We start from the raw sequence: 23889 nt of genomic DNA on the forward strand, positions 1-23889 counted from the left end.
CGCGATGGTCCCACTGCATTTCCAGACCATCGCCGAGCTGTCGGGCCGCCTCGAGCGCCGCGAACTCTCCGCCGTCGAGCTGACGCAGGCGCTCATCGCGCGCACCAAGGCCGTCGAGCCGCGCGTGCACGCCTTCAACTCGCTCGACGAAACCGACGCCCTCGCCCAAGCCGTCGCGTCCGACGCCCGCCGCGCCGCCGGCCAGTCGCGCGGCCCGCTCGACGGCATTCCCGTCGGCCTGAAAGACGTCATCGCCGTCACCGGCCAGCCGCTCACGGCCTCGAGCAAGATTCTCCAAAATTTCGTTTCACCCTACGACGCCACCGTCACGCGCAACCTCAAGAACGCCGGCGCGGTGCTCTTCGGCCGGCTCAACTGCGACGAATTCGCGATGGGCTCGTCGAACGAGAACTCTGCCTTCGGCCCCGCTGCGAATCCCTGGGACACCACGCGCGTGCCCGGCGGTTCCTCCGGCGGCAGCGCGGCCGCGCTCGCGGCCGGCGAAGTCATCGCCTCGCTCGGTTCCGACACCGGCGGCTCCATCCGCCAGCCCGCCGCACTGTGCGGCCTCGTCGGTCTCAAACCCACTTACGGCCTCGTCTCCCGCTACGGCCTCGTCGCCTATGCGTCGTCGCTCGACCAGATCGGCCCGTTCGGCCGCACGACCGAGGACGTCGCACTCGTCTTGCGCGCGATCGCCGGGCACGACCCGCTCGATTCGACTTCATTCAAAGCCGATGTGCCCGACTACCGCGCCGCGCTCGCCGGCCCCGCGCCGCGCCGCATCGGCATTCCGAAGGAGTATTTCGGCGAAGGCCTCGATCCCGAGATCGGCGCCGCCGTGGAAGCCGCGGTGAAGTTCTACCGCGACCGCGGCTGCGAGGTGAAAGAGGTCTCCCTCCCGCACACGCAGTATTGCCTCGATGCCTACTACGTCATCGCGACGGCCGAGGCGTCGTCGAATCTCGCGCGCTTCGACGGTGTGCGCTACGGCCACCGGTCAAAGGCCGCGACCGACGCCATCGATCTCTACGCGAAGTCGCGCGCCGAGGGTTTCGGCGCGGAAGTGAAGCGCCGCATCATCCTCGGCACCTACGTGCTCTCGAGCGGTTACTACGACGCCTACTACCTGCGCGCGCAGAAGGTCCGCACGCTGATTCGCCAGGATTTCCTCAAGGCCTTCGCCGAAGTCGACACGCTGCTCACGCCCACGTCGCCCGTGCCGGCGTTCAAGATCGGCGAGAAGGCCGACCCGCTCGCGATGTATCTCTTGGACATCTACACGATCGGCGTGAACCTCGCCGGCCTGCCCGCCGCGAGCGTGCCATGCGGCTTCACGAGCGGTGGCCTGCCCATCGGCCTGCAACTCATCGGCCAACCCTTCAAGGAAGCCGACCTCCTCGCCCTCGCGCACACCTACGAGCAGGCACAAGAGTGGAGCCGCCGAACCCCGAACCTTTGATGGCCCGCAGAACACACGGATCACACGGAAACACAGTGGGTTTTCTTCTGTGTGTTCCGTGTATTCCGTGGGCCCAATATTCATGAGCGATTTCGAAGCAGTCATCGGCCTCGAGGTGCACGTCCAGATCAAGACGGCATCGAAGATGTTCACGCGCGTCGCCACCGGTTACGGCGAGCCGCCGAACACGCTCACCGACCCCACCGTCCTCGCGCTGCCCGGCGCGCTGCCGGTGCTGAACAAGGCCGCGCTCGACGCCATCATCAAGACCGGCCTCATGCTCGGCTGCGAGATCGCCACCGTCACGCGCTGGGACCGCAAAAACTATTTCTACCCGGACTCGCCGAAGAACTACCAGCTCTCGCAATACGACCAGCCCGTCTGCCGTCACGGCGCCGTCGAGATCGAGTTGCCCGGCGCGTCGCTCGCGGTGATGGGCGAACACAAAAAAATCGAGCTCACGCGCATTCACCTCGAGGAAGACGTCGGCAAGCTCAACCACGAGAGCAACGACTCGCTCATCGACTACAACCGCGCCGGCACGCCGTTGATGGAAATCGTCACCGAGCCCGTCATCCGCTCCGCCGACGAGGCGTTCGCCTTCCTCACCTCGCTGCGCCAGTCGCTCATCTACGCCGGCATCTCGGATTGCGACATGGAGAAAGGCCAGATGCGTTGCGACGCCAACATCTCCATCCGCCGCGTCGGCGAGATGAAGCTCGGCACCAAGGTCGAGCTCAAGAACCTCAACTCCATTTCCTACGTCCGCGATGGCATCGTCACGGAGATCAAACGTCAGATCAATGTCGTCACCAGCGGCGGCACGATCGTGCAGGAGACGCGCCTCTACGACGGCGAGACCGGCCGAAGCGCCTCGATGCGCTCGAAGGAAATGGCGCACGACTACCGCTACTTCCCCGATCCGGACCTGATGCCCGTGCGTATCGACGCCGAGTGGAAGGTCCGCCTCGCCGCCGAGCTCCCCGAGCGCCCGTTCGCCAAGCAGACTCGCTTCATCGAGCAACTCGGCCTGCCCTACTCCGCTGCGTCCGTGCTCGTCCGCGACCGCGCGCTCGCCGACTTTTTCGAAGCCGCCGTGAAACTCGGCGCCAAGCCCATCGCCGCCGCCAACTGGATCACGAACGACCTGCTGCGCGACCTCGCCGCGGCCAGCCTCGCTCTCGCCGACAGCAAAATCACCGCCGCCCACATCGCCGGCCTCGTGGCGCTCGTGGAGCAAGGCGCCGTGTCGAGCAGCCAGGCCAAGGAGATTTTCGCCGACATGTTCCAGACCGGCGACCAGGCCGCCGCCGTCGCCGACCGCAAAGGTCTGCGTCAATCATCTGACACCGGCGCGCTCGAAGGCTGGTGCGCCACCGCCATCGCCAACGACGCGAAATCCGCCGACCAGGTCCGCGCCGGCAACGCCAAGGCGATCAACGCCCTCAAAGGCGCCGTGATGAAACTCTCCGCCGGCAAAGCCAACCCGAAGCTCGTCGACGAAATTCTGAAGCGGCAGCTCGGCGTGTGAACAGACTGAGGCTTGAGGTGCTCGCCGGCGGCCCTGCCGGCGCCACGCACCGCACGTGATGACCGAATCTCATCGCCGCCCGGGACGGCGGCGGCCACCGGTTTCCCGACATGTAGGGGCGCAGCAAGACGGCGTCCCTACACCGCCGCACGCCGTGGTTTTCCAAACGCTCGCACGAGTGCCAGCAACGCACAGAGCAGCACGGACCAGAGGCTCGGCGCGCCACCACCTCCGCCGCCGCGAGATGGCGCGGGTGTCGGCGGCAGGGGCACGTTGACCGTGATGGTCGCCGGTTGGCTTTCCGCCGAGCCTTCGCGGTTCGTCACGACCACGTAATAGTTTCCCGCATCGCTTGCCTGCACGCTCGCGAACGCGAGCGTGTCAGCCGTGGCGCCGGTCAGTGCGACGCCGCCTTTGAACCACTGGTAACTCAGCGGCGCCGTGCCACTCGCCCCGACGCGCAAGGTCACGAGTTGTCCGACTGTCGCGGTCACACCTGTCGGTTGCGTCGTGATCGAGATCGTCGCGGGCGTGCTCACGCTCACCGCGCCTTTCGCACCGGAAAGGCCGGCGACATTGGTCGTCCGCACGCGCACGAGATAGGTCGTCCCGGCGCGCGCAGCGAAATTCGCGCTAGTGGCATTCGCAGGCGCGGTCGCCATGGAGATGAAGGTCGCACCACCATCGGTCGACGCTTCGATCTGGAAGCCGGTCTCGAACTCCGCGCGATCCGTCCACGTCACGGCAATCTGCGTCGGCGAGGCCGCGGTCGCCGCCACGTCGTCGGGCGGCGGTGCGGTGAAGCCGGCGCGTTGCAGCCCGCGCTGGATGATCGGGCTCCGCAACAGGCGGCGCCACACTTCGGCGCTGCGGTGGTTCTCGATCATGAGAATGTTCGTGCCGACGCTGATGCCGATGACGTCCGGGTCGAACCAGCGGTTCGCGGTGATGTTAAAGGCATCGCAGTAGCCGTAGTCGGACCAGATCGACGCGCCGTAGGTGTCGTAGAGATGCCGCAACGCCGGCACGCACGCCTCGGGCGCGAACGGCACCGAGCCCAGCAGCGCCGTGGGCGAGAGCGTGCCGTCATCGATCGTCGTGGGGCGTCCGGGCGGCGCGCCACGTCCGTCGTAGCCGGAATAAACAACACCGCCGATCGTGGCGTTCGGCCCGTCGCACGCCGTGATGCCGAACTCGAGCGCGCTGTAATTGGCAAACGGCCGCGCCACTGCGTAGGCCTGCTGCGCGAGCGTCGCGCGCCGGGAGTTTTCGAAATAGTCGATGCCGTCGCCATGCGCGCGCAGGTAGGGATCGGCGATGCCCCGGAAGTCGATCCAGCAATGCGAGTATTGGTGCGTGAAAAGCGCGCCGGTGACGCACCAGAGATAACTGTAGCCCGAGTGGACCTTCCATTGGTAGGTCGCGGTCCACGCCGCCCACGATTCGGCCGGCAGCGGATGGTCGGCCACGCCGAGGCCGAGAACGTAGAGCGCCATCGCCTCGTTGTAGCCGGACCAACCGTTCGGGTGGTAGCCGGTTTCGGGTTTCCAGTCCATCGCCACGAGATGGTCCGGCCGCAGCACGAAGCCCCAATCGACGCGGTTCACGAGTGTGTCGGCGGCCTGGCGAATCGCCACTTCGGTCGCATCGGCGCCGTCGTAGTAAAGCGCACAATCGATCACACCGAGCAGCAGCAGCGCGGTGTCGATCGTCGAGAGTTCGCAAGTGCCGGCGCGCAAGCCGGTGTTGGTATCGAGGAAATGGTAGAACCAGCCGCGATAGCCCGCCACCCCGCTGGTCGCCGGACCTTGCGGCAGGTTGACGAGGAACTGCAGCGTCGTGCGCACGCGCTCACGCGCCGCGGCCCGCGTAATCCAGCCGCGCGACACGGCGACGTTGGTGCTGCTCAGGCCAAAGCCGACCGCGGCGATGCTGCACAGGTCGAGATTCGACGCCCGATCGGGCGTAAGTCCGGTGAGCGGATGTTGCGCGGCCCAAAAATACGCGAAGCTCTGCTGCTCGACGTAGCCGAGAAAATCATCGTCACTGGCGAAGCTCGCGCGGCGACCCGTTTGCGTCGGCAGGGTGTATCCGGAAAGCGACATGGCGGAGGTGAACAGCAGCGTGACGGCGGCAACGACCCCGCGCCACCCGCGAGGCAGCAGGCTTTGACCACGGGAAACGCGCCCGAATGACAACGTTTGCAACGCCGGCACCGTAGAGCGCCGGCGCAATCCGGCAAACTCCAAAGCTGTATTCGGAGCCGCCGCCAATTCGCGGACAACACGCTTCACACCTCAGCCATCGTCACGCCGCGCGGGTGTGATAAATCAAAAAGCCCGCCGAAAGGCGGGCTCGAAAGCCAGAACGATCGAAATGGCTTACTTCGCTTCGTCGACCACGCGGATGTGCAGGTCGCGGAGCTGCTTTTCCGTAACGGGCGTCGGGCTCTGGTTCATCAGGTCCTGCGCCTTCTGCGTCTTCGGGAACGCAATGACGTCGCGGATCGAGTTCGTGCCGCAAAGCAACGCGCACATGCGGTCGAGGCCAAAGGCGATGCCACCATGCGGAGGCGCGCCGTATTTGAAGGCCTTCAGCATGTAGCCGAAGCGGCTCTCGACGACGTCGGCCGGAATCTTGAGCACGTCGGTGAACACCTTTTCCTGCAGCGCCGGCTGGTGAATGCGGATCGAGCCACCGCCGAGTTCCATGCCGTTCAGCACGACGTCGTAGTGCTGACCACGGACGGCCTTCGGGTCGCTGTCGAGCAGGTGCGCGTCTTCCTGCACCGGCGCCGTGAATGGGTGGTGCGTGGCCGCGTAGCCGCCGCGCTCCTCGTCGTAGGACATGAGCGGGAAATCGACGACCCAGAGGAAATTCCACTGATCGGGACGCAGCGTCATCTTGCCGCGCTTCACGAGCAGCTGCGCGGCGTCGAGACGGATGCGGCCGAGGATCGCGCAGGCGCGCTCCCACGGTGCAGCGGCGAAGCAGATCAGGTCACCGTCCTGGATGTTGAGGCGCGCGGTGAGGTCGGCCTTCTCGGCGTCCGTGAAGAACTTCACAATCGGCGATTTCCAATCGCCCTTCTCGACCTTGATGTAGGCGAGGCCCTTCGCGCCCATCGCCTTCGCGGAGTCCTCGAGCGAGGTGATCTCGCCCTGCGTGGCGTCGGCGAGGCCCTTGGCGTTGACCGCCTTGATCGAGCCGCCGGCGGCGACGGTGGACTGGAAAACCTTGAACGCGGAGGTGCGGAATGTCTCGGAGAAATCGACTAGCTCAATGCCGAAGCGCGTGTCGGGCTTGTCGACGCCGAAGCGGTTCATGGCGTCCTTGTAGGCCATGCGCGGGAACGGCGTGGGCAGGTCGTGGTTGAGCACGTCCTTCCAGACCTTCTTCAACATGCCCTCGAAGAGGGCGTAGATGCCTTCGCGGTCGATGAACGAGACCTCGACGTCGATCTGCGTGAACTCCATCTGGCGGTCGGCGCGGAGATCCTCGTCGCGGAAGCAGCGGGCGATCTGGAAATACTTTTCCACGCCAGCGACCATGAGGATCTGCTTAAACTGCTGCGGCGACTGCGAGAGCGCGTAGAACTGGCCGGCGTGGATGCGCGACGGCACGAGGTATTCGCGGGCGCCTTCGGGCGTGCTCTTGAACAGCGCGGGCGTCTCGACCTCGTAGAAGCCCTGCGAGTCGAAGTAGTCGCGCACGGCCTTGGTGGCCTTGTGGCGCACGGCGAGGTTGCGGCGCATCTTCGGGCGGCGCAGGTCGAGGTAGCGGTAGGTCAGGCGCAGGTCTTCGTTGACCTTGTCGCCGCCGGCGTCGTCGAGCGGGAACGGCGGGGTCTCGGAAAGGTTGTGGATGATCAGCTCGGTCGCATCGACCTCGATCTCACCGGTCGGGAGGTTCTTGTTCACCATGTCGGCCGGGCGGTCCTCGACCTTGCCCGTGATGCCGATGACGGACTCGTCCTTGAGCTTGGCGGCCTGCTCGCGCAGCGCGCTGTCGAACTTCACCTGCGTGATGCCCTGGCGGTCGCGGAGGTCGACGAAGATGATGCCGCCGTGGTCGCGGACGGAATCAACCCAGCCGGCGAGCGAGACGGTCGCGTGGAGGTCGGCCTTGGTCAGTTGGGCGCAATGGTGCGTGCGTTTCATAGGACGGAAGGGGTCAACCAAACGGCGCGCCCGCCGGAGGGGCAAACAGAATTTGGGCCGCGCCGAAACGCTATGACAGACGCCCTGCGGGGGGGGCGTTCAGGGTTTCCGCACTTCGACGAATGCCGTGATCACGGGCCGGTTGCGGCCGTAGCACCAGTTGCGCTCCGCAAAGTCGGGCGCGCGCTTTTCCGAAACGACCGGATAAGGCGCGAACAACCGCTCGAGCTCCGCCAAAGTGAAATACCGCACGCCGTCCGCGTAGGCTTTGCCATCGCGGTCGCAGTCGGTCGTGATGAACAGGCTGCCGCCGGGCTTCAGGCAGCGATACATCTCCGCGAGCGCCCGCTCGATGGCCGGGATGTGCTCGATGACGGAAATGCTCACGATCGTATCGAGCGAGTTGTCCGCGTAGGGCATCGCCGTGAGATCGACGTTGCGGATGTCGAGACCCGGCGCGGCACGCAACATCGCGCGCCGCCAGCTCCAAAACGGCGCCTCGTTCGGCTTCCGTGGCAAAAGGCCGAGCGCGCGCAGCACGCCCTTGCGCAAACGCGCGCCGTAGACGTCGGACACGACCACGCGTTCGTAGCGTTCCGCGAGCCACAGGCCGAGATACGTGTTGAACGCGCCCGTATCGAGCACCGCGCCGCTCGGTTGGTCCGCCGATGGGAGTCGACGGAGCACCTGCCACAGTTCCCAGTCGCGCATCCGCAGCGGGTAAGGATAACCCTCGCCCACCCGCGCGCGGATGAATGCATCGTAATCGCGCAGTGTCGCGTCGCATGCCCCGAACAGTTCGTCGCGCTCAAAGAACTGCATGGTGGCGGAGAGATGGGAAAAACGGCACGGTCACGAGAAAGCCGCGATACGCGCGCAACCGCCCGCGGCAGTCAAGTTTCGAACTGCCGGAAGCGCCAAACCCGGGATCAGTCGGTCGCGGCGTTACTGCTTCTCGAGTGCGGCGAGGAGCTTTGGCACGAAATACGGCGCCTCGCTCGTTTGGCGGAGCCGGACGGCAATCTGTCGAGCGCCCTCCCGATCACCGGCACGCAACCGCGCGACCGCCTCGGCCGCAGCGATCTCCGCGGATCCCGCCCGCAGTCCGACATTCGTCCGGAGCATTTCGAATTTGCCCAGCAATTCCCCCATTGGCGGCCGCGGTCCGAGAGCCCAAGTCCACGCGAGAATCCGGTTCGCCGTGGTCAGGCTCGGTTCGATTTGCAAAGCCGATTCGCACCAGCCCTGGAGTTGGGCGGCATCTTCCGCAGATAATTCAGACCCGAGTGTCACTTCAGGAAGGAGGCGCGCGAAACGCAATTCCGCCGCCGCCTCAGCGACAGTGGCGGCTTCGGGACGCCCTTTGAGCTCCGGGAGAATTTCCAACAGCGCACGGTAACCCTCCAATCGCCGGCCGTCAGCCAGATACGCCGCCGCCAGCAATACTCGCAGCTCCGGAACGCGCGGCGCACGCACGCGAAATACCTCCAATGCCGCCTCGGTGTCTCCCGGCCGTTGGCTCAGGAGTTGTGCCAACACGAAGAGCTCCCGCATTTCGCGAGCCGTGACGGAAACCGATTCCACCGCGAAGCGGGCCGATTGCTCCTCGAACTCGACCTTGCGCGCGGACAGCCGGTTGACGTGCGTGTGAACCGGATCGGACCCATTCTTTCGTCCGACACCCAGCTCTCCCAGCACCTGGTCGGTGGGCGCTATCCCATGCACCACTTGATTCCGGCATCGACTCACCCGATCGAGATGATCTCCCTCCCCGCTCCAAAACAGCCAATGGCACAGCACCGCCGCCTGCGCTAGAAAGCGCCGCACCTTTGCCTCCTCGATAAACTCGTTCGACGCATTCGTCACGTAACCGAACTCGCGCCACGGGAGCCATCCCTGCTCGTTGAGCGTTTCCGCCCAGCGCTCGGGATGCGCCAAGTCCATGTTCGCGTTGTTATCGGGACGGAAAACGACGCTTCCCCGACCGACCGCTACTTTCGACCACACCTCCCCTACTCCCATCGTAAACCAAAATGGTCCGGCCCAATCAGCGCGCGCCATCAGTGCGCGGACAACGCTTGCGCGGAGCGGCCCGCGATCCCGCTGCCAGTCCGAGCTGATTGTCACCATCGTAATTGGCTTCACGTTGCAAACGGCACCGGCCGACAACCACTCCTTCCCGGGCGATGCATCCAATCGGCGCCAGTCCGACGAAGCGATCGGCAGCACGACAACAATCCGCGGCAAAGCGACCGGGTGATGACGAAACATCACTTCGAACGCCGCAGCGAGACGCTCCATCTCGAGCGCGACATCCTCCACCGTGCCGCCGGACGCATCCGAATAGACGGTAAAATTCTTCGTCTGATATTTACCCCAGAACCGAAACTCGCCACTCGCCGCTCGCACATGAAACGGGGAAAGCTGCACGACAGATCGCGCCCACTCGCCGTCTGCATTCTCAGCAGCCGCCTCACCCCACAGCCGGCTTACCAGCAAAACGAACAACGCGACATAACGCATGCGTCCCACGCTCACGCGCAGTGTCAGCGCTGCGAGCGCAAAGCGACGACTGCGGCGCCTGACGCGACATGCCGCAAACGCGTCAGGCGATACGACCCGGTCTCTGCGCCGGGGCGGAGCAATCGACGCTCAGGCGAGCACGAGACTCTCGCCCGTCATCTCAGCCGGCTTCGGCAGGCCCATCAACGCGAGCACCGTCGGCGCGATGTCCGCGAGGCGGCCGCCGGAGCGCATCTGGGTTTTGCCGGCCGCGAAGCCTTCGCCGACGACGAAAACTTCGACGAGGTTCAGCGTGTGCGCGGTGTGCGGGCCGTTGACGATCGGGTCCCACATTTGCTCGGCGTTGCCGTGGTCGGCGAGGATGACGGCGCGGCCGTCCTTTTGCGCAAGCGCGGCGAGCAATTCGCCCACGCCAGCGTCGGTTGCCTCGACGGCTTTTTTCGTCGCCTCGAGCGAGCCGGTGTGGCCGACCATGTCGGGGTTCGCGTAGTTCACGACGACGAGGCCGTATTTGCCGGAGAGGATAGCTTCCTTCGCGAAGCGCGTCACCTCGCTGGCCGACATCTCGGGCTGCAGGTCGTAGGTCGCGACCTTCGGGCTCGGCGGGCAGGCGCGGTCTTCTCCGGGGAACGGCTCGTTGCGATAGTTGTTGAAGAAGAAAGTCACGTGCGGGTTCTTCTCCGTCTCGGCGCAGCGGAACTGGCGGATGCCCGCGTCGCTCACGACCTGGCCGAGGATGTTCTTCAACTTCTCCGGCTTCGGCGAGACGACGTGCACGGGCAGGCCCTTCTCGTATTCGGTCATCGTCGCGTAGTAGAGGTCCAGCTTCTTCCCGCGATTGAAGCCATCGAACTGATCGAGCACGAACGCCTTCGTGATCTCGCGCGGGCGGTCGCCGCGGTAGTTGTAGAACAACACGGCGTCGCCGTCCGCGATCGTCGCGACGGGCTTGCCGGCACCGTCGACGATCCACGTCGCGGGCACGAACTCGTCGCCGACCTGCGTCGCGCTGAGGGGCTTGTCGTAATAGGCCTTCACGGCCGACTCGGCGCTCGGCGCGGTGGCGACGGCGGCCTTGCCGGTGAGCATGTCGTAGGCTTTCTGCACGCGCTCCCAGCGGTTGTCGCGGTCCATCGCCCAGAAGCGACCGCACACGCTGGCAATCTGGCCGACGCCGATGGTTTTCATCTGCTGCTCGACCTGCCGCACATAGCCGAGGCCGCTCGACGGCGGCGTGTCGCGGCCGTCGGTGAAGGCGTGCAGGAACACCTGCGTGACGCCGTCTTCCTTGGCTTGGCGGAGGATGCCGTAAAGGTGATCGAGCATGCCGTGCACGCCGGCGTCGGACACGATGCCGAAGAGGTGCAGCTTCGCGCCGGGGCTCGCCTTGACGCGCGCGACGACCGAGTGCCAGACGGCATTGGTCGCGAGGCGCTTTTCGGAAAAGAGCTTGTTCAGGCGCACGAGTTCCTGGTCGACGATGCGGCCGGCACCGATGTTTTCGTGGCCGACCTCGGAGTTGCCCATCACGCCGTCGGGCAGGCCGACGTCGAGGCCCGAGGCTTTCACGAGCGTGACCGGGAACTTCGCATGCAACATGTCGTCGCAGGGCTTGTGCGCGAGGACGACGGCGTTGGTCTTATCCTGCGAAGGATCGGGATTCTTGCCCCAGCCATCGCGGATGACCAGGAGGACGGGTTGGCGCGCTGAATTCATGGCGAAATTGTGCCGATAAGGTCTCCGTTGCGCCTCCGCGCACAACTTTTAAATCCGTCATCGCAATCCACGCCCACGCCTCGCCAAGACTGGCCCACGCCTTGCTGAGAAAGGAAACCATGACGCTGCTCATCCGCGACCAGCTGACCTGCCCGCCCACGTGGTTCCTGAGCTACCGCGACCTGACGCTCTACTGCGCGGTGATGCTCAAGCTCGACATCGTCCTCGAATCCGACGACCCCGACCTCTACTGGCGCTGGATCCGTCCGCGCGGCGGGATGGATTTCGTGCAGGACATCGTGCGCCCCGGCAGCGAGCGCGGCGTGCACCTCGACCGGGAGCGCCAATTCGCCAACACGATCGTCACCGACCGCATCGCCCCGGAAAATGTCCACCGCCTGATCGCCAGCATCCGCACGCTGGCGGCGTGAAAGTCGACGGCGGAGCGGGACCGCAGGGCCCGCCCTGCCTGTTTGGCTTCTGCATCGCGCGCCTACGCTCCGTCCGCGCGTTCCCGCATCCGTTGCCCGGGCCACCGCACCGGCTGCCGTCCGATTGACTTCGCGGCAGTTTGCGCCACGTCTGGAACGCCACCCGCCATGTCCAAGACCGCCGTCCTCCTGCTCAACCTCGGTTCGCCCGACTCCACTTCCGTCCCCGACGTGAAACGTTATCTTCAGGAGTTCCTCGGCGATGAGCGCGTCATCGACAAGCCCGCCAATCCGCTCCTCCGCAAGCTGCTCGTCAACGGCATCATCATCCCGTTCCGCGTGAAGAAATCCGCGCACGCCTACGAGAGCATCTGGACGCCCGACGGCTCGCCGCTGATCCTCACGAGCAAGAAAACCCAGAGCGCCCTCCAGCAGAAGGTCACGATCCCCGTCGCGCTCGCGATGAACTACGGCAGCCCGTCCATCCCGGACGTCTTGCGCGAACTCACCACCCAAGGCGTCACGCGCGTCCTGATGTTTCCGCAATACCCGCACTACGCGATGTCCTCGTGGGAAACCGTCGTCGTGAAGGTCCAGCGCGAAGCCGAGCAGATCGCGCCGCAGATGAAGCTCGACCTCGTCCAGCCCTACTTCGGCGACGCCGACTACATCGACGCCCTCGTCGCCAGCGCGCAGCCGTATCTCGCGCAATCCTACGACCACTTCCTCTTCAGCTACCACGGCATCCCGGTGCGCCACCTCACCAAGGCCGACAGCTCGCACGCGCACTGCCAGGTCGTCGCGGATTGCTGTAATTCCTGCTCTCCGATCCACCAAACCTGCTACAAGGCCCAAGTCACGCGCACCTCGCAGCTCTTCGCGCAGCGCGCCGGGCTCGATCCGCAGAAATGGTCCATTTCCTTCCAATCGCGCCTCGTCGGCGAGCCGTGGCTCTCGCCCTACACCGACGCCGAGTTCAAGCGCCTCGCGCAAGAGGGCAAGAAACGCATCGTGGTGATCACGCCGGCCTTCGTCACCGACTGCCTCGAGACGCTCGAGGAAATCCGCGTCGAGGGCGCCGAGGACTTCAAGGCCGCGGGCGGCGAGCAATTCACCCACATCCCGTGTCTCAACGACCAGCCGGTGTGGATCGATTTCCTCGCCCGCCGCGTGCAACAGTGGCAACCGGCCGGCGCGCCCACAGGCGCGGCGTGAATTCGGTAAAACGTCGCTCAAACTTCGCCGCGCCACCGCTGGCATCGCTTTCCGCGCTCGGCAACGGCACCCGTTCTGCTACGGATTTCCTCGCGTCGTGAGCATCCCCTCGCCCCAGAGTCACACGCAGGCCGCGACTCCCGCGCTGGGAGCCGCCGTGTTGGTATTGGACGCGCAAGGAAAGATCGAACTCGCCAACGCCGCCGCCGCCGCACTCTGGCAGGCTCGCGCCGCCGAACTCGCAGGCGATTTCCTGCCCAACCTCTTCGTCTTCGAAGTCACCTCACGCGACCCCGATCTCGTGCAGGCCCAGTGGGAAGTCGTCTCCGCCGCCGCCCTCGCCCAACCCGTCACGCTGCGCCTGCAACCCAAGGAAGCCGCCGCCTTCGACGTCATCGTCCGCCTCGAGTCAGCCAGCGCCGATCCCGTGCGTTACTTCGCGACCGTGACGCGCCCCGCGCCGTCGCCCGCGGCGCTCGCAACCGCTCCGTCCGGCGCCGCCGGCTCGAGCCATGCCGCACCGGGCGGCGAGAATTTCCTCGCCGTGCTCGCCGAGCGCAGCGCGCTCGGATTCTTCGATCTCAATTTCGTCAAGAACGAGACCTACCTCGCGCCCGCCTGGAAGCGCATGCTCGGCTACACCGACACGAGCCTGCCCAACACCTACGAATCCTGGCTCGCGCTCATCCATCCCGACGACTCCGCCGCCGCGCCCGACAAACTCTCCGGCCGCGCCTCCGCCACCGGTTCGCGCCCCTTCTCCGTCGAGTATCGCATGAAACACGCCCGCGGCCACTTCGTCTGGCTGCAGGCGGTCGGCGCACAAGTCTTCGCGCCCAACGGTTCGCTCCAACGCGTCGTCGGCGCCCAGCTCGACATCACCGACCGCAAAGAAACCGAGGAAGCCTCGCTCCGCGCCGAGGAACGCCTCGCCGGCCTCTCCGACCGCGGTCGCATCGCCCTCTTCGAACTCGATTTCACCGGCGGCGCCAGCTGGCTCTCGCCGGCCCTGAAAGCGACGCTCGGCTTCAAGGACGACGAGTTGCCGGACGAACCCGAGTCGTTCCTCCGCGCCCTCCCACCCGACGACAGCGCCGGCGGACTCGCCGCATTTTTCACCGCCAAGCAACCCGGCGCCCCCGTCTACTTCGACGCGCTCCGCCTGCGCCACCGCAACGGCACCGATCTCTGGGCCTACGCCGGCATCGTCCGCGTCATCTCGCGCAAGCGCGAACTCCAGCGCGTGCTCGGCTTCATCGCCCCGATGCCCGAGGGCGTCGGCACCGCCGCCAGTCCGGGCGTTTCACCCGAACACTTCTCCGCGCTGCTCGCCGAGCTGCGCGAAGGCGTGCTGCTCGTCGACGCGCGCGACCGCATCGTCTTTGCCAACGCCGTCGCCGAGCGCCTCCTCGCCCGCACGGCCGAACAGCTCGTCGGCCAGCCCGGCAGCGAAGTTTTCCGCCTCGTGCACCGCTTCACCGGCGCTCCCGTCGAAAGCCCGCTCGAAAAGGCGCTCACCACCGGCGAGTCGACCGGGCTCAACGGCGAGTTCGCGCTCTCGCGCGGCGAGCACGCCCACCCCGCCCCCGTCGTCTTCAGCTGCCGCGCCGTCACCGATGCCGGCGGCCAATCCGCCGGCGCGCTCGTGGTCTTCCGCAACCCCGACGAAATGAGCCTCACGCCCGAGGAGCTCGTGAAAGCCAACCGCTTCGAAGCGCTCGGCCAGCTCGCCAGCGGCATCGCACACGACTACAACAATCTCCTCACGACCATCATGGGCGGCCTGTCGCTCGCGCATGATCAGCAGAACTACTCCGGCCTCGAGACGAGCCTGAAGACCTGCGAGACCGCGAAGGGCCTCAGCCGCCAGTTGCTCACGTTCGCGCGCGGCGGCACCGGCACCCGCCAAACCATCAAGACCGCCGATCTCCTCGCCGACTCCAAGCGCATCGCCGCCTCCGGCTCGACCGTCGCCGTCGAGATCAACGCCCCCGCCGACCTCGCCACCATCCAGGTCGACCGCGCGCAACTCCTCCAGGTTTTCCAAAACCTCATCGTCAACGCGATCCAGGCCATGCCCAACGGCAAGGGCAACATCTGGGTCACCGCCGGCAACGTCACCCTCGCACTGAACCAGGTCCCGCCGCTCCCCGCCGGCCAATACGTCGCCATCGAGGTCCGCGACAACGGCAGCGGCATCAAGCCCGAGCACCTCGAGAAGATCTTCGATCCGTTCTTCACCACCAAGAAGACCGGCACCGGCATCGGCCTCTCCACCGTCGTGAAGATCGTCAAGCACCACGGCGGCCAGCTCACCGTCGACACCGAGCTCGGCGTCGGCACGGCGTTCACCGTTTTCCTCCCGCGCGCCGAGCAGGAGGAAGTCGTCGAGACCCGCACGCGCCCGTCGCTCAACCGCGCTACACGCACCAATCGCGTCCTCTTCATGGACGACGACCCCGAGATCAGCCTTCTCACCGAGGGCATGCTCAAAGGCATGGGTTACGGCGTCGACCTCGCGAAAAACGGCGAGGAGGCGATCAAGCTCTACCGCAGCTACCTCAACATCAACCGTCCGCACGACGTCGTCATCATGGACCTCACGGTCATCGGCGGCATGGGCGGCGAAGAGTGTTTCCGCAAGCTCCTCGAACTCGACCCGAAGGTCCGCGCCATCGTCGCCAGCGGCTACGACAACGACGAGATGAAGCGCCAGTTCCTCGACCTCGGCTTCTGCGGCTACCTGACGAAACCCTACCGCGTCGGCGACCTCAGCCGCATCCTCAAGCAGGTGCTGGGATCGTGAGTGCTTCTGCCGCGCCGAGGAAGCGCGGTTCCGGAAACGACGCGCGGAGCGACCAGGTTGCGACCGAACACCGCACGTCTGCTCCCGCCCCGTCGCGCCCCATCTCAGGTGCGCTTCTCGTCCAGTCGCCCCAGCAGGCGCAACATCCCGTCCAAGATCGTGAGCGGGTGCGGCGGACAGCCGGGGATGTAGAGGTCGACCGGCACGACCGACTCCGCTCCGTGCAGGTGCTCGGGATTGCCGATAAAGGGCCCGCCGGAAATCGCGCAGGCGCCGACGGCGATGACGAGCTTCGGCTCGGGCACCGCCTCCCAGGTCTTGCGCAGCGCCAGCTCCATGCCGCGCGAAACGGGACCGGTGATGAGCAACCCGTCCGCATGGCGCGGCGAGGCGACGAACTGGATGCCGAACCGCCCGAGATCCCAGCCGATGGTGTTGAGCACGTTCGTGTCGGCCTCGCAGGCGTTGCAGCCGCCCGCACTCACCTGCCGCAACCGCAGCGAGCGGCCGAAGAGTTTCCGCAGTTTCTCGTCGAGCGCCGCGGCGAGCCGCACCTGCTCCGCGCCGGGCGCCCCGAGCACGAGATCCTCGCGCCGCCGCGCCGCCAGGCGGTGATCGTTCGTGGGCACAATCGCGGCCGGAGCACACGCCGTCACGCACGCCGCGCAGAAGATGCAGCGGCCGAGGTCGAGCGCCATCGGCTGGCCGGCCGCGCGTGAGATCGCGTCCGTCGGGCACACCGCGGCGCATTCCGCGCAGCCGTCCATGCATTTCGCCGCATCAACGCGCAGCGCCCCGCCATGCCGATCCGGCAGCGCCGGCGCCGGGCCGTCCGGATACGCCATCGTTTCGCAACCGCGCTTCAGGCGATGAGTGAAGATGTTGAAGGCGGGCATGGCGTCAGAGGTCGAAGCCGCAATACGACAGGTTGAAGCTCTTGTTGCAGATCGGAAAATCCGAGATCGCCTGCCCGCGCAGCGCGAGCGCGAGACCGGTCCAGTTGTGGAACGACGGATCGACGATCTTGTAGCGGCGGAACCGCCCTGCGGCGTCCGTCAGCGCGACGTGGCAGACCTCGCCGCGCCAGCCTTCGACGAGCGCCACCGCCAGCGTGTCTGCGGCGGGCGGCGCGACCTCGCCATGCGGTTCGCCCTCCGGCGGGATCGCAAGCTGCTCGAGGAGATATTGCCCCGACCGCTGGATCTCCAGCCAGCGCACGCGCGCACGCGCCAGCACGTCGCCGCCCGGCCAGACCGCGACCGGAATCTGCGCGAAGCGGTGCCAGCCGGCCGGATGATCGAAGCGCACGTCGCGCACGATGCCGCACGCGCGCGCCGCGAGGCCCACGAGGCCGACTTCGGTCGCCTGCACCGTCGAGACCCCGCCGACGTTCTCGAAACGCGCGCGCGCCGACGAGGCGTCCCAGAGCCACGTCGCCGCCTGCTCGACCTCCGCCAGCGCCGCCGTGAGCAGCGTGCGCATCTTCTCGAGGCGCGCCGCCTCGAGATCGAACGCGCAGCCGCCCGACCGCACGAGGCGCCGGCCGAAGCGATTGCCGCACAGCAGCGCGGTGAGGTTGAGGAAGTCGCCGCGGATCTTTCCGCACGCCGAGGCCGTGGGCAGGAACGCCACGTCGTTGGCCAGCGCGCCGAGGTCGCCGGTGTGGTTGGCCAGGCGCTCGAGCTCGAGCGCGAGGGCGCGCAGCCATTGCGCGCGCAGCGGTGCCTCCGTGCCGCCCAGCGCCTCGAGCAGCGTCGCATAAGCCGTCGCATGGCCGATCGTCGTGTCGCCCGCGACCGCTTCGAGCTGGTGCACCGTCGCGCGATGCGGCCCGCCCGGCAGGGTGGCCTCGACGCCGCGGTGCTGGTAGCCGAGCGCGATCTCGAGATGGATGACCTCCTCGCCGGCGCACTGGAAACGGAAATGCCCCGGTTCGATCACGCCCGCATGCACCGGACCGACGGCGACCTCGTGAACCTCGCTGCCGCCCACGCGGAAAAACTCGCCGTTCGCCGGCGCATCGCCCGCCGTGCGCCGCACTGGCTTGAGCCAGGGGTGTCCCTCCGGGACGAGGCCGTGCTGCTCCCACACCTCGCGTTCGAACAGGTGCGCCTGCGCGTGCAGCGGCGTCAGCGCCGGATAACCGCCCGCGACCGCCGTGCTGCGGCCCACCGCGAGGATGTTGTCCGCATCGAACGCCAGCACCGCCACCAGCCGCGTGCCCGCGTCCTCCGGCACGCCGAACCAGGCCACGAGCCGCGCGCCGCGCGCGAGTTCGCCGGCGGTCAGGCGCACGAATTCCCCGACCGGCCACTCCGGCACCGCCGTCCACGAGAGCGCCGCGGCGTTGGCCAGCAGGGTGAATGGCGTTTGCGAGCTCATGGCGAAGGGAAAAGCAGTGCGACCGCCGCGTCCCACGACTCGCGCAGCACGTCCGGCGTCGCGAGGCCGAGCCACAGCGAGCAGCCGAGCAGCAGCAGCGGCGGCAGGATCAGCCCGGCGGTCTCGCGGAAACGACGGCTGCCCGCCCGCGCCGCCACCCGCGGCCGGCCGTCGACGATGCCGAACACGACCCGCGTCAGTCCGAAGAAGGCGAAAAGCAGGCCCGCGAGGAAAACCGCCGCCACGCCGACGCGATCGGCGGCGAACGCGGTGCGCACGATCAGCAGTTCGCTGAAGAACGGCCCGAACGGCGGGCACGCCGTGACCGCGAAGAGGCCGGCAACGAAGATCGCGGCGGACTGCGGGGTCAGCGCCGCCATGCCGCGCACCTCGTCCATCGTGCTCGCGCCGGCCGCCCGCCGGATGTTGCCGGCGCTGAGGAAGAGCGCGCCCTTGGTCAGGCCGTTGTTCCAGACGTGAAACACCGCCGCCCACACGCCCACGCGCCCGAGCCCGGCCGCGACCGCGAGGATGCCCATGTGCTCCACGCTCGAGTAGGCGAGCATGCGCTTGAAATCGCGCGTCCCGAGGAGGAAGAGCGCCGCCACGATCAGCGAGAAGAGCCCGATCGCGAGCAGCGTGCGGTCCGCCACCGCCCCCGCGCCCGCCGCCGCCACGACGGCGCGCACGCGCAGGATCGCCGTGAACGCCACCGTCGTGACGCCGCCCGCCAGCATGGCACCGACGATGCCGGACGCCTCGCCGTAGGCGTCGGGCTTCCACGTGTGCATCGGCGCGAGGCCCATCTTCGTGCCGTAGCCGGCGAGCAGTAGCACCCACGCCGCCAGCACCCAGGGCCGCGAGAGCCCCGCACCTTGCGCCGTCAGCGCGGAGAAAGTCAGGTCGCCGCCGCCGCCCGTGTGCAGCGATGCGTAGCCGAGGCAGAACGATCCGAGCAGCGAGAGCGCGATGCCGGTGCCGCCGACCAGCAGGTATTTCCACGTCGCCTCGAAGGCGCGCGGCGTGGCGTTGAAGTGCAGCAGCGGCACGGCCGCGAGCGTGAGTCCTTCGGTCGCGATCCAGAGCACGCCGAGATGCCGCGCCTGGTGCGCCGCGCTCATCAGGCCGAGCATCGCCAGCATCAACGCCACGAACGTCCGGTTCGGCCGCTCCGCGCGCACGCGCAGGTAGGATACGCCGTAGAACGCGCAGAGCAGGAACAGCAGCGACACCATCGGGAGCAGCGCCCGCGCGAGCGGGTCGAACGCCAGCCACGCTCCGTCCGCCATCGGCGGTGGCGCGACCAGCAGCCAGAGCGACAGCGCCGCGTGGGCGACGCCGACGACGGGCAGCAGCCACGGCCGCGTGCGGTCACTTGGCCACACGGCGGCGGCGAGCGCTCCGGCGAAGGGCACAAGGATGAGGAGCAGCGCTTTCATTCCCGCAGCACGGTGAGCTTGCGCGTGTCGAGCGAGTCGAACGCGCGCTGGATGCGATCCACGATGATGCCGATCACGAACACGCCGACTGTCAGGTCGAGCAGGATGCCCGCCTCGACCAGCAGCGGCGTGGAGTGGATCAGGAGCAGGCCGAAAAGGTAGATGCCGTTCTCGAGGATCAGGTAGCCGCAGACCTGCGAGATCGCCTTCGCCCGCCCGATCAGCAGCACGAAGCCCGTCAGCACCGACGCGAGCGATCCGGGCACGAGCAGCGTGCCCGCGTGTTCCGGCAGCAGCGGCAGCGCGCGTGCGAGCGCCACCGCCGCGATCGTGCCGCCCGCGCCCAGCAGCAGCGAGGGCACGAAGCCGATGAACGGCTCGCGCTCACGGTCGATGTTGGCCGTCCGCAACGCGCGCGTCAGCAAATTCGGAATCACGAAGCCCTTCACGGAAATCGTTGCGAGCGCCACGAGCGTCACGAGCCAGTTGAAATGCTCCATGAGCAGCGGCATCACGCCGAGCACGACGCCTTGCACGGCCATCGCGCGGATCACGGCATGCAACCGGCCGCTGCCGAGCGCGAGGAGGTTCAGGCCCATCGCGACGCCGACGAGGAGGTTGAGCGCGCCGTTGTTCAAACCGCGCCTCCCTTCCACGCCGCGAGCAGCGCGAACAGGCAGAGCAAAAACGCCGTCGTGAGCAGCAGCGGCACCCGCTTGAACGCCAGCCGCGCCATGAACGACTCGGCGAGCCCCACGCCGACCGTCACGACCAGCACGCCCGCGGCGAGCGCGCCCGCCGCCGCCGCCGGCGCCAGCCGCCCGAGCGGCAACACCGCCTCGCAGAGCAGCAAGGCGAAGAGCAGGAGCTTCATCGACGCGCCATGAAGGATGGCCGCCAGCGGCGGACCGCTGTGGTCGAGCACCATCACCTCGTGCACCATCGTCAGTTCGAGGTGCGTGTTCGGATCGTCGAACGGCACGCGGCAGTTTTCCGCCAGCAGCACGATGAACAAGCCCGCCGCCAGCAGCGCCGCGCCCGCACCCGCCGCCGGCGCAAGCATCGTCGTGAGCGTCACGCTGCCCGTGAGCACGCTGAGCGAGAGCACCGCGGTCATCACCGCCGCCTCCGCGAGCACGGCGTAACTCACCTCGCGCGCCGCGCCCATGCCCTCGAACGCCGAGCCCGTTTCCAGCGCCGCCCACGCCGTGCAGAAGCGCGCGACCGCGAGCAGGTAGACCAGCAGCAGGACGTCGCCGCGGAAGCTCAGGGCGCCGCCGGCCGGTCCGAGCGGCAGCAGCATCGCCGCACCCAGAATCGCCACCCAGCCGACCGCCGGTCCCGCCACGAAGCCGGGCGAAGCCAGCGTGCTCAGCACGACCCCTTTGCGCCACAGGCGCGCGAGGTCGTAGTAGAGCTGCAGCACCGGCGGCCCGCGCCGGCCCGCGACCCACGCCTTCACCTTGTTGATGATGCCGGGCAGCAGCGGGGCGAGCACGAGCCAGCCCGCCAAACGCAGGAAAATTTCCAGGATCAGCATCATCGCGCACCTCCGACCAGCACCAGCAGGCCCAGCGCGACCACGCCGCCGAGCAGATAGAGAATGTAGGATTGCAGATGTCCGTGCTGTAACCGCCGCACCGCCGTCGATACGCGCAGGATCGCCTCGCTTGCCGGTCCGATCACGTGCTCGAGCACGGTTTCCGGCACGCGCTCGACGCGCCGCGCCGCGCCGGGAAACGTCCCGCGTGGCTTCAAACTTTTTCGCTCCATTCGCAAGACCCAGAAGAACCAGCCCGCCGCGATCCCCGCGAACGAGCCGCTCGTGTATTGCATGCGCGCCGTCGGCGCGGCGTAGCCGCAATCCCACGTCAGGCCGCGCCGCAACCCGTTGCCGAGCGCTCGGCGCCACAGCCACGCCGCCGCGACGACGAACAGCGCAGCGAGCGCCGCGTTGACCGCGCCGAGCGTGAAAAGGGGCACCGGTGCCGCCGGCGCACCCCACGCGGGATTCCACGCGCCCGCCGCCCGCGCCACCGCCGGGAACAACGCGCCCGGCGCGAGCGCCACGATCACGCAACCCGCCGCGAGCACGACCATCGATCCGAGCATCCACGGCCCGCTCTCGTGCGCGTGCTCCGCCGCCGGAGAGCGCGGCGCGCCCGAGAAGATCATCGCGCCGGCCTTGACGAACGTCGCCAGCGCCAGCGCGCCCGATACCGCGAGAAAGATGATCGCGGGCACGGCCGCGCCCGCCGCGGCGCCGCGCCCCGTCGCCGACTCGAACAAACCCAGATAAACGAGCCATTCGCTCACGAAGCCGTTCAGCGGCGGCAGGCCCGAGATCGCGGCCGCACCGAGGGCGAACAGTCCCGCCGTCCACGGCATCGGCCGCCACAGCCCGCCGAGCCGGCTCATCTCCCGCGTCCCCGTCGCGTGCAGCACCGAGCCCGCGCCGAAAAACAGCAGCGACTTGAACAACCCGTGGTTCCACACGTGCAGCAGCGCGCCCGCGAGCACGAGCCGGCCCCACGGCGCATCGCCCTGCCCGGCCGCGACGAGCGCGAAGCCGAGGCCGACCGCGATGATGCCGACGTTCTCAACCGAGCAGTAGGCGAGCAGGCGCTTGGAGTCGTTTTGCGCGAGGGAGAACGCCACCCCGAGCAGTGCGCTCACCGCCCCCAGCCCGGCGAGCGTCCAACCCAGGCCCGTCGGCACCGGCAGCCAGCCGCTGAAGCGCATGAGACCGTAGACGCCGATCTTCAACGCCACGCCCGAGAGCATCGCCGACACATGGCTCGGCGCGCTCGCATGCGCCGACGGCAGCCAGACATGCAGCGGAAACAAACCCGCTTTCAGCCCGAAGCCGAACAGCGCCAACCAGAGCAGCGGCGCGAGCTCCGCGTCCCGCGCGCCTCCCGTCCGCATCGGCCCGAGTTCCCAGCTCCCGGTGCGCGAGGCGAGCAGCGCGAAAAAGGCGAACAGCGCCAGCGTCGCGGCATGCGACGACGCGAGGTAAAGCCAGCCAGCCGCGCGCACCTCGGGCCGCTGCTTGTCGAGCAGGATGAGGAAAAACGCGCACACCGCGAACAGCTCCCAGGCGATCAGAAAATGCAGCCCGTTCGACAGCACGAGCACGAGCGCCAGGCTGAGCACGAGCCCGCTCCACCACAGCCGGCCGCGCGCGCCGATCGTGCGCTGTTCCTCGCCGCTCCAGTAGCCGTGCGCGTAGGCCGCGCCCGCGCCGCCGATCACCGCCAGCAGCACCAGGAAGAACGCGCTCAGCCCGTCGAGGCGCAGATGCACCGGCTCACCCGCCAGCGGGAAGGCACTGCGCCACTCCCAGTCGGCCCCGCCCGCAAGCACCGTCGCCGCCGCCAGCGCCGCCGCCGCCGAGCCCGCGAGCATCAGGCCCACCCACAGACGCGGCCAGCGCGGGCCGGTGAGAACGCCCGTCGCGAGGCCCAGCAGGGCGACGGGCAGCAGCATTCCCGCCGTCATGCGCCCCCCTCTGTGCCCGCGGGCACCGCGTCGGCCGTGGCGGCGAGGATCTCCTCGTTGCTCGCGCCGCGTTCGATCAGCCCGCGCAGCGGGCCGCGCGAGATCAGCCGGCTCAACCGCGCCAGCAGGTCGAGATGCGCCCGCGCCGACGGCGCGATGAAAAACACCAGCCGCGTCACCGGCACGTCGTCCGCCTTCGGTTCGTCGAACACCAGCGGATCGCGCAGCAGCAGGAGCGCCACGATGCCCGAGTCGCGCCCGAGCGCGATGCGCGTGGTCGGATGCGGCACGGCATAGCCATGACCGGTCGGGGCGATCGTCAGGCCGCCCTTCGCCCGCAGGCGTTGCGCGAGCATCTGCCGCACCGGCGGCGTCGCCCCGGGCAGTGCAGCCACGACGCGATCGATCACGTCCGGGACTCCGGCGGCGGCCACGTCGCGCCAGATGCCGCCGGCGCGCAGCAACGTTTCGAGCTTCCAGCCGCCCGCGACGGTCGGATGCATCGGGGCGAGGAAACCCGCCTGCGCCGCCAGCCCGCGCGACGCGGCCCACGCGGCGACCTGCGCGCGATCGAAAAGCAGACGCCCCCGGTCCTCGGTGTGGGGCAACCCCTCGGCGCGGACCCAGTCCTCCACCACCTTTTCCGCCACCCCGAACGATTCGGCAATCTGGACGAGGTTTAGATACATGGCTGGGAAAAACGTATGGCGGCGAAACGCGCCG

At 67.9% G+C, this 23889-nt stretch carries 16 protein-coding genes and 1 pseudogene; 5 read left to right on the plus strand and 12 right to left on the minus strand.

The genetic code is table 11. The features are described 5' to 3' along the window. The first annotated feature begins 4 nt into the window (after positions 1–4). On the plus strand, positions 5–1462 hold the full coding sequence (gene gatA, locus KF715_05170; protein ID MBX3736060.1) for an Asp-tRNA(Asn)/Glu-tRNA(Gln) amidotransferase subunit GatA: 1458 nt from the start codon (positions 5–7) through the stop codon (positions 1460–1462). 82 nt (positions 1463–1544) lie between these two features. Next, the gene (gene gatB, locus KF715_05175) at positions 1545–2993 is read left to right on the plus strand and encodes an Asp-tRNA(Asn)/Glu-tRNA(Gln) amidotransferase subunit GatB (GenBank protein ID MBX3736061.1); all 1449 of its coding nucleotides are present in this window, start codon (positions 1545–1547) and stop codon (positions 2991–2993) included. 137 nt (positions 2994–3130) lie between these two features. Here the strand turns inward: gatB and KF715_05180 are convergent, their stop codons facing one another. The 5 genes from KF715_05180 to gpmI form a co-directional block, all read right to left on the minus strand. Beyond that, positions 3131–5098 carry an immunoglobulin domain-containing protein gene (locus KF715_05180; protein ID MBX3736062.1) on the minus strand — a complete coding sequence of 656 codons (1968 nt, stop codon included), beginning with the start codon at positions 5096–5098 and terminating at the stop codon, positions 3131–3133. A gap of 276 nt (positions 5099–5374) precedes the next feature. Further along, on the minus strand, positions 5375–7153 hold the full coding sequence (gene aspS, locus KF715_05185; GenBank protein ID MBX3736063.1) for an aspartate--tRNA ligase: 1779 nt from the start codon (positions 7151–7153) through the stop codon (positions 5375–5377). 99 nt (positions 7154–7252) lie between these two features. Next, the gene (locus KF715_05190) at positions 7253–7975 is read right to left on the minus strand and encodes a methyltransferase domain-containing protein (GenBank protein MBX3736064.1); all 723 of its coding nucleotides are present in this window, start codon (positions 7973–7975) and stop codon (positions 7253–7255) included. 123 nt (positions 7976–8098) lie between these two features. Beyond that, positions 8099–9676: a hypothetical protein gene (locus KF715_05195; protein ID MBX3736065.1), complete on the minus strand. Its 1578-nt coding sequence runs from the start codon at positions 9674–9676 to the stop codon at positions 8099–8101. 129 nt (positions 9677–9805) lie between these two features. Further along, positions 9806–11392: a 2,3-bisphosphoglycerate-independent phosphoglycerate mutase gene (gene gpmI, locus KF715_05200; GenBank protein MBX3736066.1), complete on the minus strand. Its 1587-nt coding sequence runs from the start codon at positions 11390–11392 to the stop codon at positions 9806–9808. A gap of 119 nt (positions 11393–11511) precedes the next feature. On the opposite strand from gpmI, the pseudogene KF715_05205 reads away from it, so the two are divergent. The 3 genes and pseudogenes from KF715_05205 to KF715_05215 all read left to right on the plus strand — a co-directional run bounded on the left by KF715_05205 (position 11512) and on the right by KF715_05215 (position 15844). Continuing rightward, positions 11512–11823 (plus strand): annotated as a pseudogene (locus KF715_05205) (hypothetical protein). A gap of 168 nt (positions 11824–11991) precedes the next feature. Continuing rightward, positions 11992–13038 carry a ferrochelatase gene (hemH, locus tag KF715_05210; GenBank protein MBX3736067.1) on the plus strand — a complete coding sequence of 349 codons (1047 nt, stop codon included), beginning with the start codon at positions 11992–11994 and terminating at the stop codon, positions 13036–13038. A 97-nt stretch (positions 13039–13135) separates the two neighbouring features. Further along, complete coding sequence (locus tag KF715_05215; GenBank protein ID MBX3736068.1) at positions 13136–15844, plus strand: PAS domain-containing protein; 2709 nt, start codon at positions 13136–13138, stop codon at positions 15842–15844. Positions 15845–15948: 104 nt separating this feature from the next. On the opposite strand, the gene KF715_05220 is transcribed toward KF715_05215, so the two are convergent. Genes KF715_05220 through KF715_05250 form a run of 7 tightly spaced genes read right to left on the minus strand, consistent with a single transcriptional unit; the run spans position 15949 to position 23855 of the window. Continuing rightward, entirely contained in the window at positions 15949–16740 is a 792-nt protein-coding gene (locus KF715_05220) for a hydrogenase (GenBank protein ID MBX3736069.1), read from the minus strand. 4 nt (positions 16741–16744) lie between these two features. Beyond that, positions 16745–18226 (minus strand): NADH-quinone oxidoreductase subunit C, encoded by a 1482-nt coding sequence (locus KF715_05225; GenBank protein ID MBX3736070.1) that lies wholly within the window; start codon positions 18224–18226, stop codon positions 16745–16747. Further along, positions 18223–19665 (minus strand): Fe-S-binding domain-containing protein, encoded by a 1443-nt coding sequence (locus tag KF715_05230; GenBank protein ID MBX3736071.1) that lies wholly within the window; start codon positions 19663–19665, stop codon positions 18223–18225. The genes KF715_05225 and KF715_05230 overlap by 4 nt, the downstream gene beginning before the upstream one ends. After that, entirely contained in the window at positions 19662–20264 is a 603-nt protein-coding gene (locus KF715_05235) for a hydrogenase (protein MBX3736072.1), read from the minus strand. Before KF715_05235 ends, KF715_05230 begins: the two co-directional genes overlap by 4 nt. A 35-nt stretch (positions 20265–20299) precedes the next feature. Continuing rightward, entirely contained in the window at positions 20300–21208 is a 909-nt protein-coding gene (locus tag KF715_05240) for an NADH-quinone oxidoreductase subunit H (GenBank protein MBX3736073.1), read from the minus strand. After that, complete coding sequence (locus KF715_05245) at positions 21205–23166, minus strand: NADH-quinone oxidoreductase subunit H (GenBank protein MBX3736074.1); 1962 nt, start codon at positions 23164–23166, stop codon at positions 21205–21207. Before KF715_05245 ends, KF715_05240 begins: the two co-directional genes overlap by 4 nt. Next, positions 23163–23855 (minus strand): PTS sugar transporter subunit IIA, encoded by a 693-nt coding sequence (locus KF715_05250; GenBank protein MBX3736075.1) that lies wholly within the window; start codon positions 23853–23855, stop codon positions 23163–23165. The genes KF715_05245 and KF715_05250 overlap by 4 nt, the downstream gene beginning before the upstream one ends. Positions 23856–23889 lie beyond the last annotated feature (34 nt).

Origin of the sequence: Candidatus Didemnitutus sp., from assembly GCA_019634575.1 — a bacterium.
In the GTDB taxonomy this organism is placed as follows: domain Bacteria; phylum Verrucomicrobiota; class Verrucomicrobiia; order Opitutales; family Opitutaceae; genus Didemnitutus.

What these genes read in the sequence shown, in the direction of transcription:
- aspS (MBX3736063.1), bottom strand. Translation starts at nt 7,153, where the DNA reads ATGAAACGCACGCACCATTGCGCCCAACTGACCAAGGCCGACCTCCAC.
- gatA (MBX3736060.1), top strand. Translation starts at nt 5, where the DNA reads ATGGTCCCACTGCATTTCCAGACCATCGCCGAGCTGTCGGGCCGCCTC.
- KF715_05220 (MBX3736069.1), bottom strand. Translation starts at nt 16,740, where the DNA reads ATGCCCGCCTTCAACATCTTCACTCATCGCCTGAAGCGCGGTTGCGAA.
- hemH (MBX3736067.1), top strand. Translation starts at nt 11,992, where the DNA reads ATGTCCAAGACCGCCGTCCTCCTGCTCAACCTCGGTTCGCCCGACTCC.
- KF715_05240 (MBX3736073.1), bottom strand. Translation starts at nt 21,208, where the DNA reads ATGATGCTGATCCTGGAAATTTTCCTGCGTTTGGCGGGCTGGCTCGTG.
- KF715_05245 (MBX3736074.1), bottom strand. Translation starts at nt 23,166, where the DNA reads ATGACGGCGGGAATGCTGCTGCCCGTCGCCCTGCTGGGCCTCGCGACG.
- KF715_05250 (MBX3736075.1), bottom strand. Translation starts at nt 23,855, where the DNA reads ATGTATCTAAACCTCGTCCAGATTGCCGAATCGTTCGGGGTGGCGGAA.
- KF715_05230 (MBX3736071.1), bottom strand. Translation starts at nt 19,665, where the DNA reads ATGAAAGCGCTGCTCCTCATCCTTGTGCCCTTCGCCGGAGCGCTCGCC.
- KF715_05225 (MBX3736070.1), bottom strand. Translation starts at nt 18,226, where the DNA reads ATGAGCTCGCAAACGCCATTCACCCTGCTGGCCAACGCCGCGGCGCTC.
- KF715_05190 (MBX3736064.1), bottom strand. Translation starts at nt 7,975, where the DNA reads ATGCAGTTCTTTGAGCGCGACGAACTGTTCGGGGCATGCGACGCGACA.
- KF715_05235 (MBX3736072.1), bottom strand. Translation starts at nt 20,264, where the DNA reads ATGGGCCTGAACCTCCTCGCGCTCGGCAGCGGCCGGTTGCATGCCGTG.
- gatB (MBX3736061.1), top strand. Translation starts at nt 1,545, where the DNA reads ATGAGCGATTTCGAAGCAGTCATCGGCCTCGAGGTGCACGTCCAGATC.
- KF715_05180 (MBX3736062.1), bottom strand. Translation starts at nt 5,098, where the DNA reads ATGTCGCTTTCCGGATACACCCTGCCGACGCAAACGGGTCGCCGCGCG.
- KF715_05195 (MBX3736065.1), bottom strand. Translation starts at nt 9,676, where the DNA reads ATGCGTTATGTCGCGTTGTTCGTTTTGCTGGTAAGCCGGCTGTGGGGT.
- gpmI (MBX3736066.1), bottom strand. Translation starts at nt 11,392, where the DNA reads ATGAATTCAGCGCGCCAACCCGTCCTCCTGGTCATCCGCGATGGCTGG.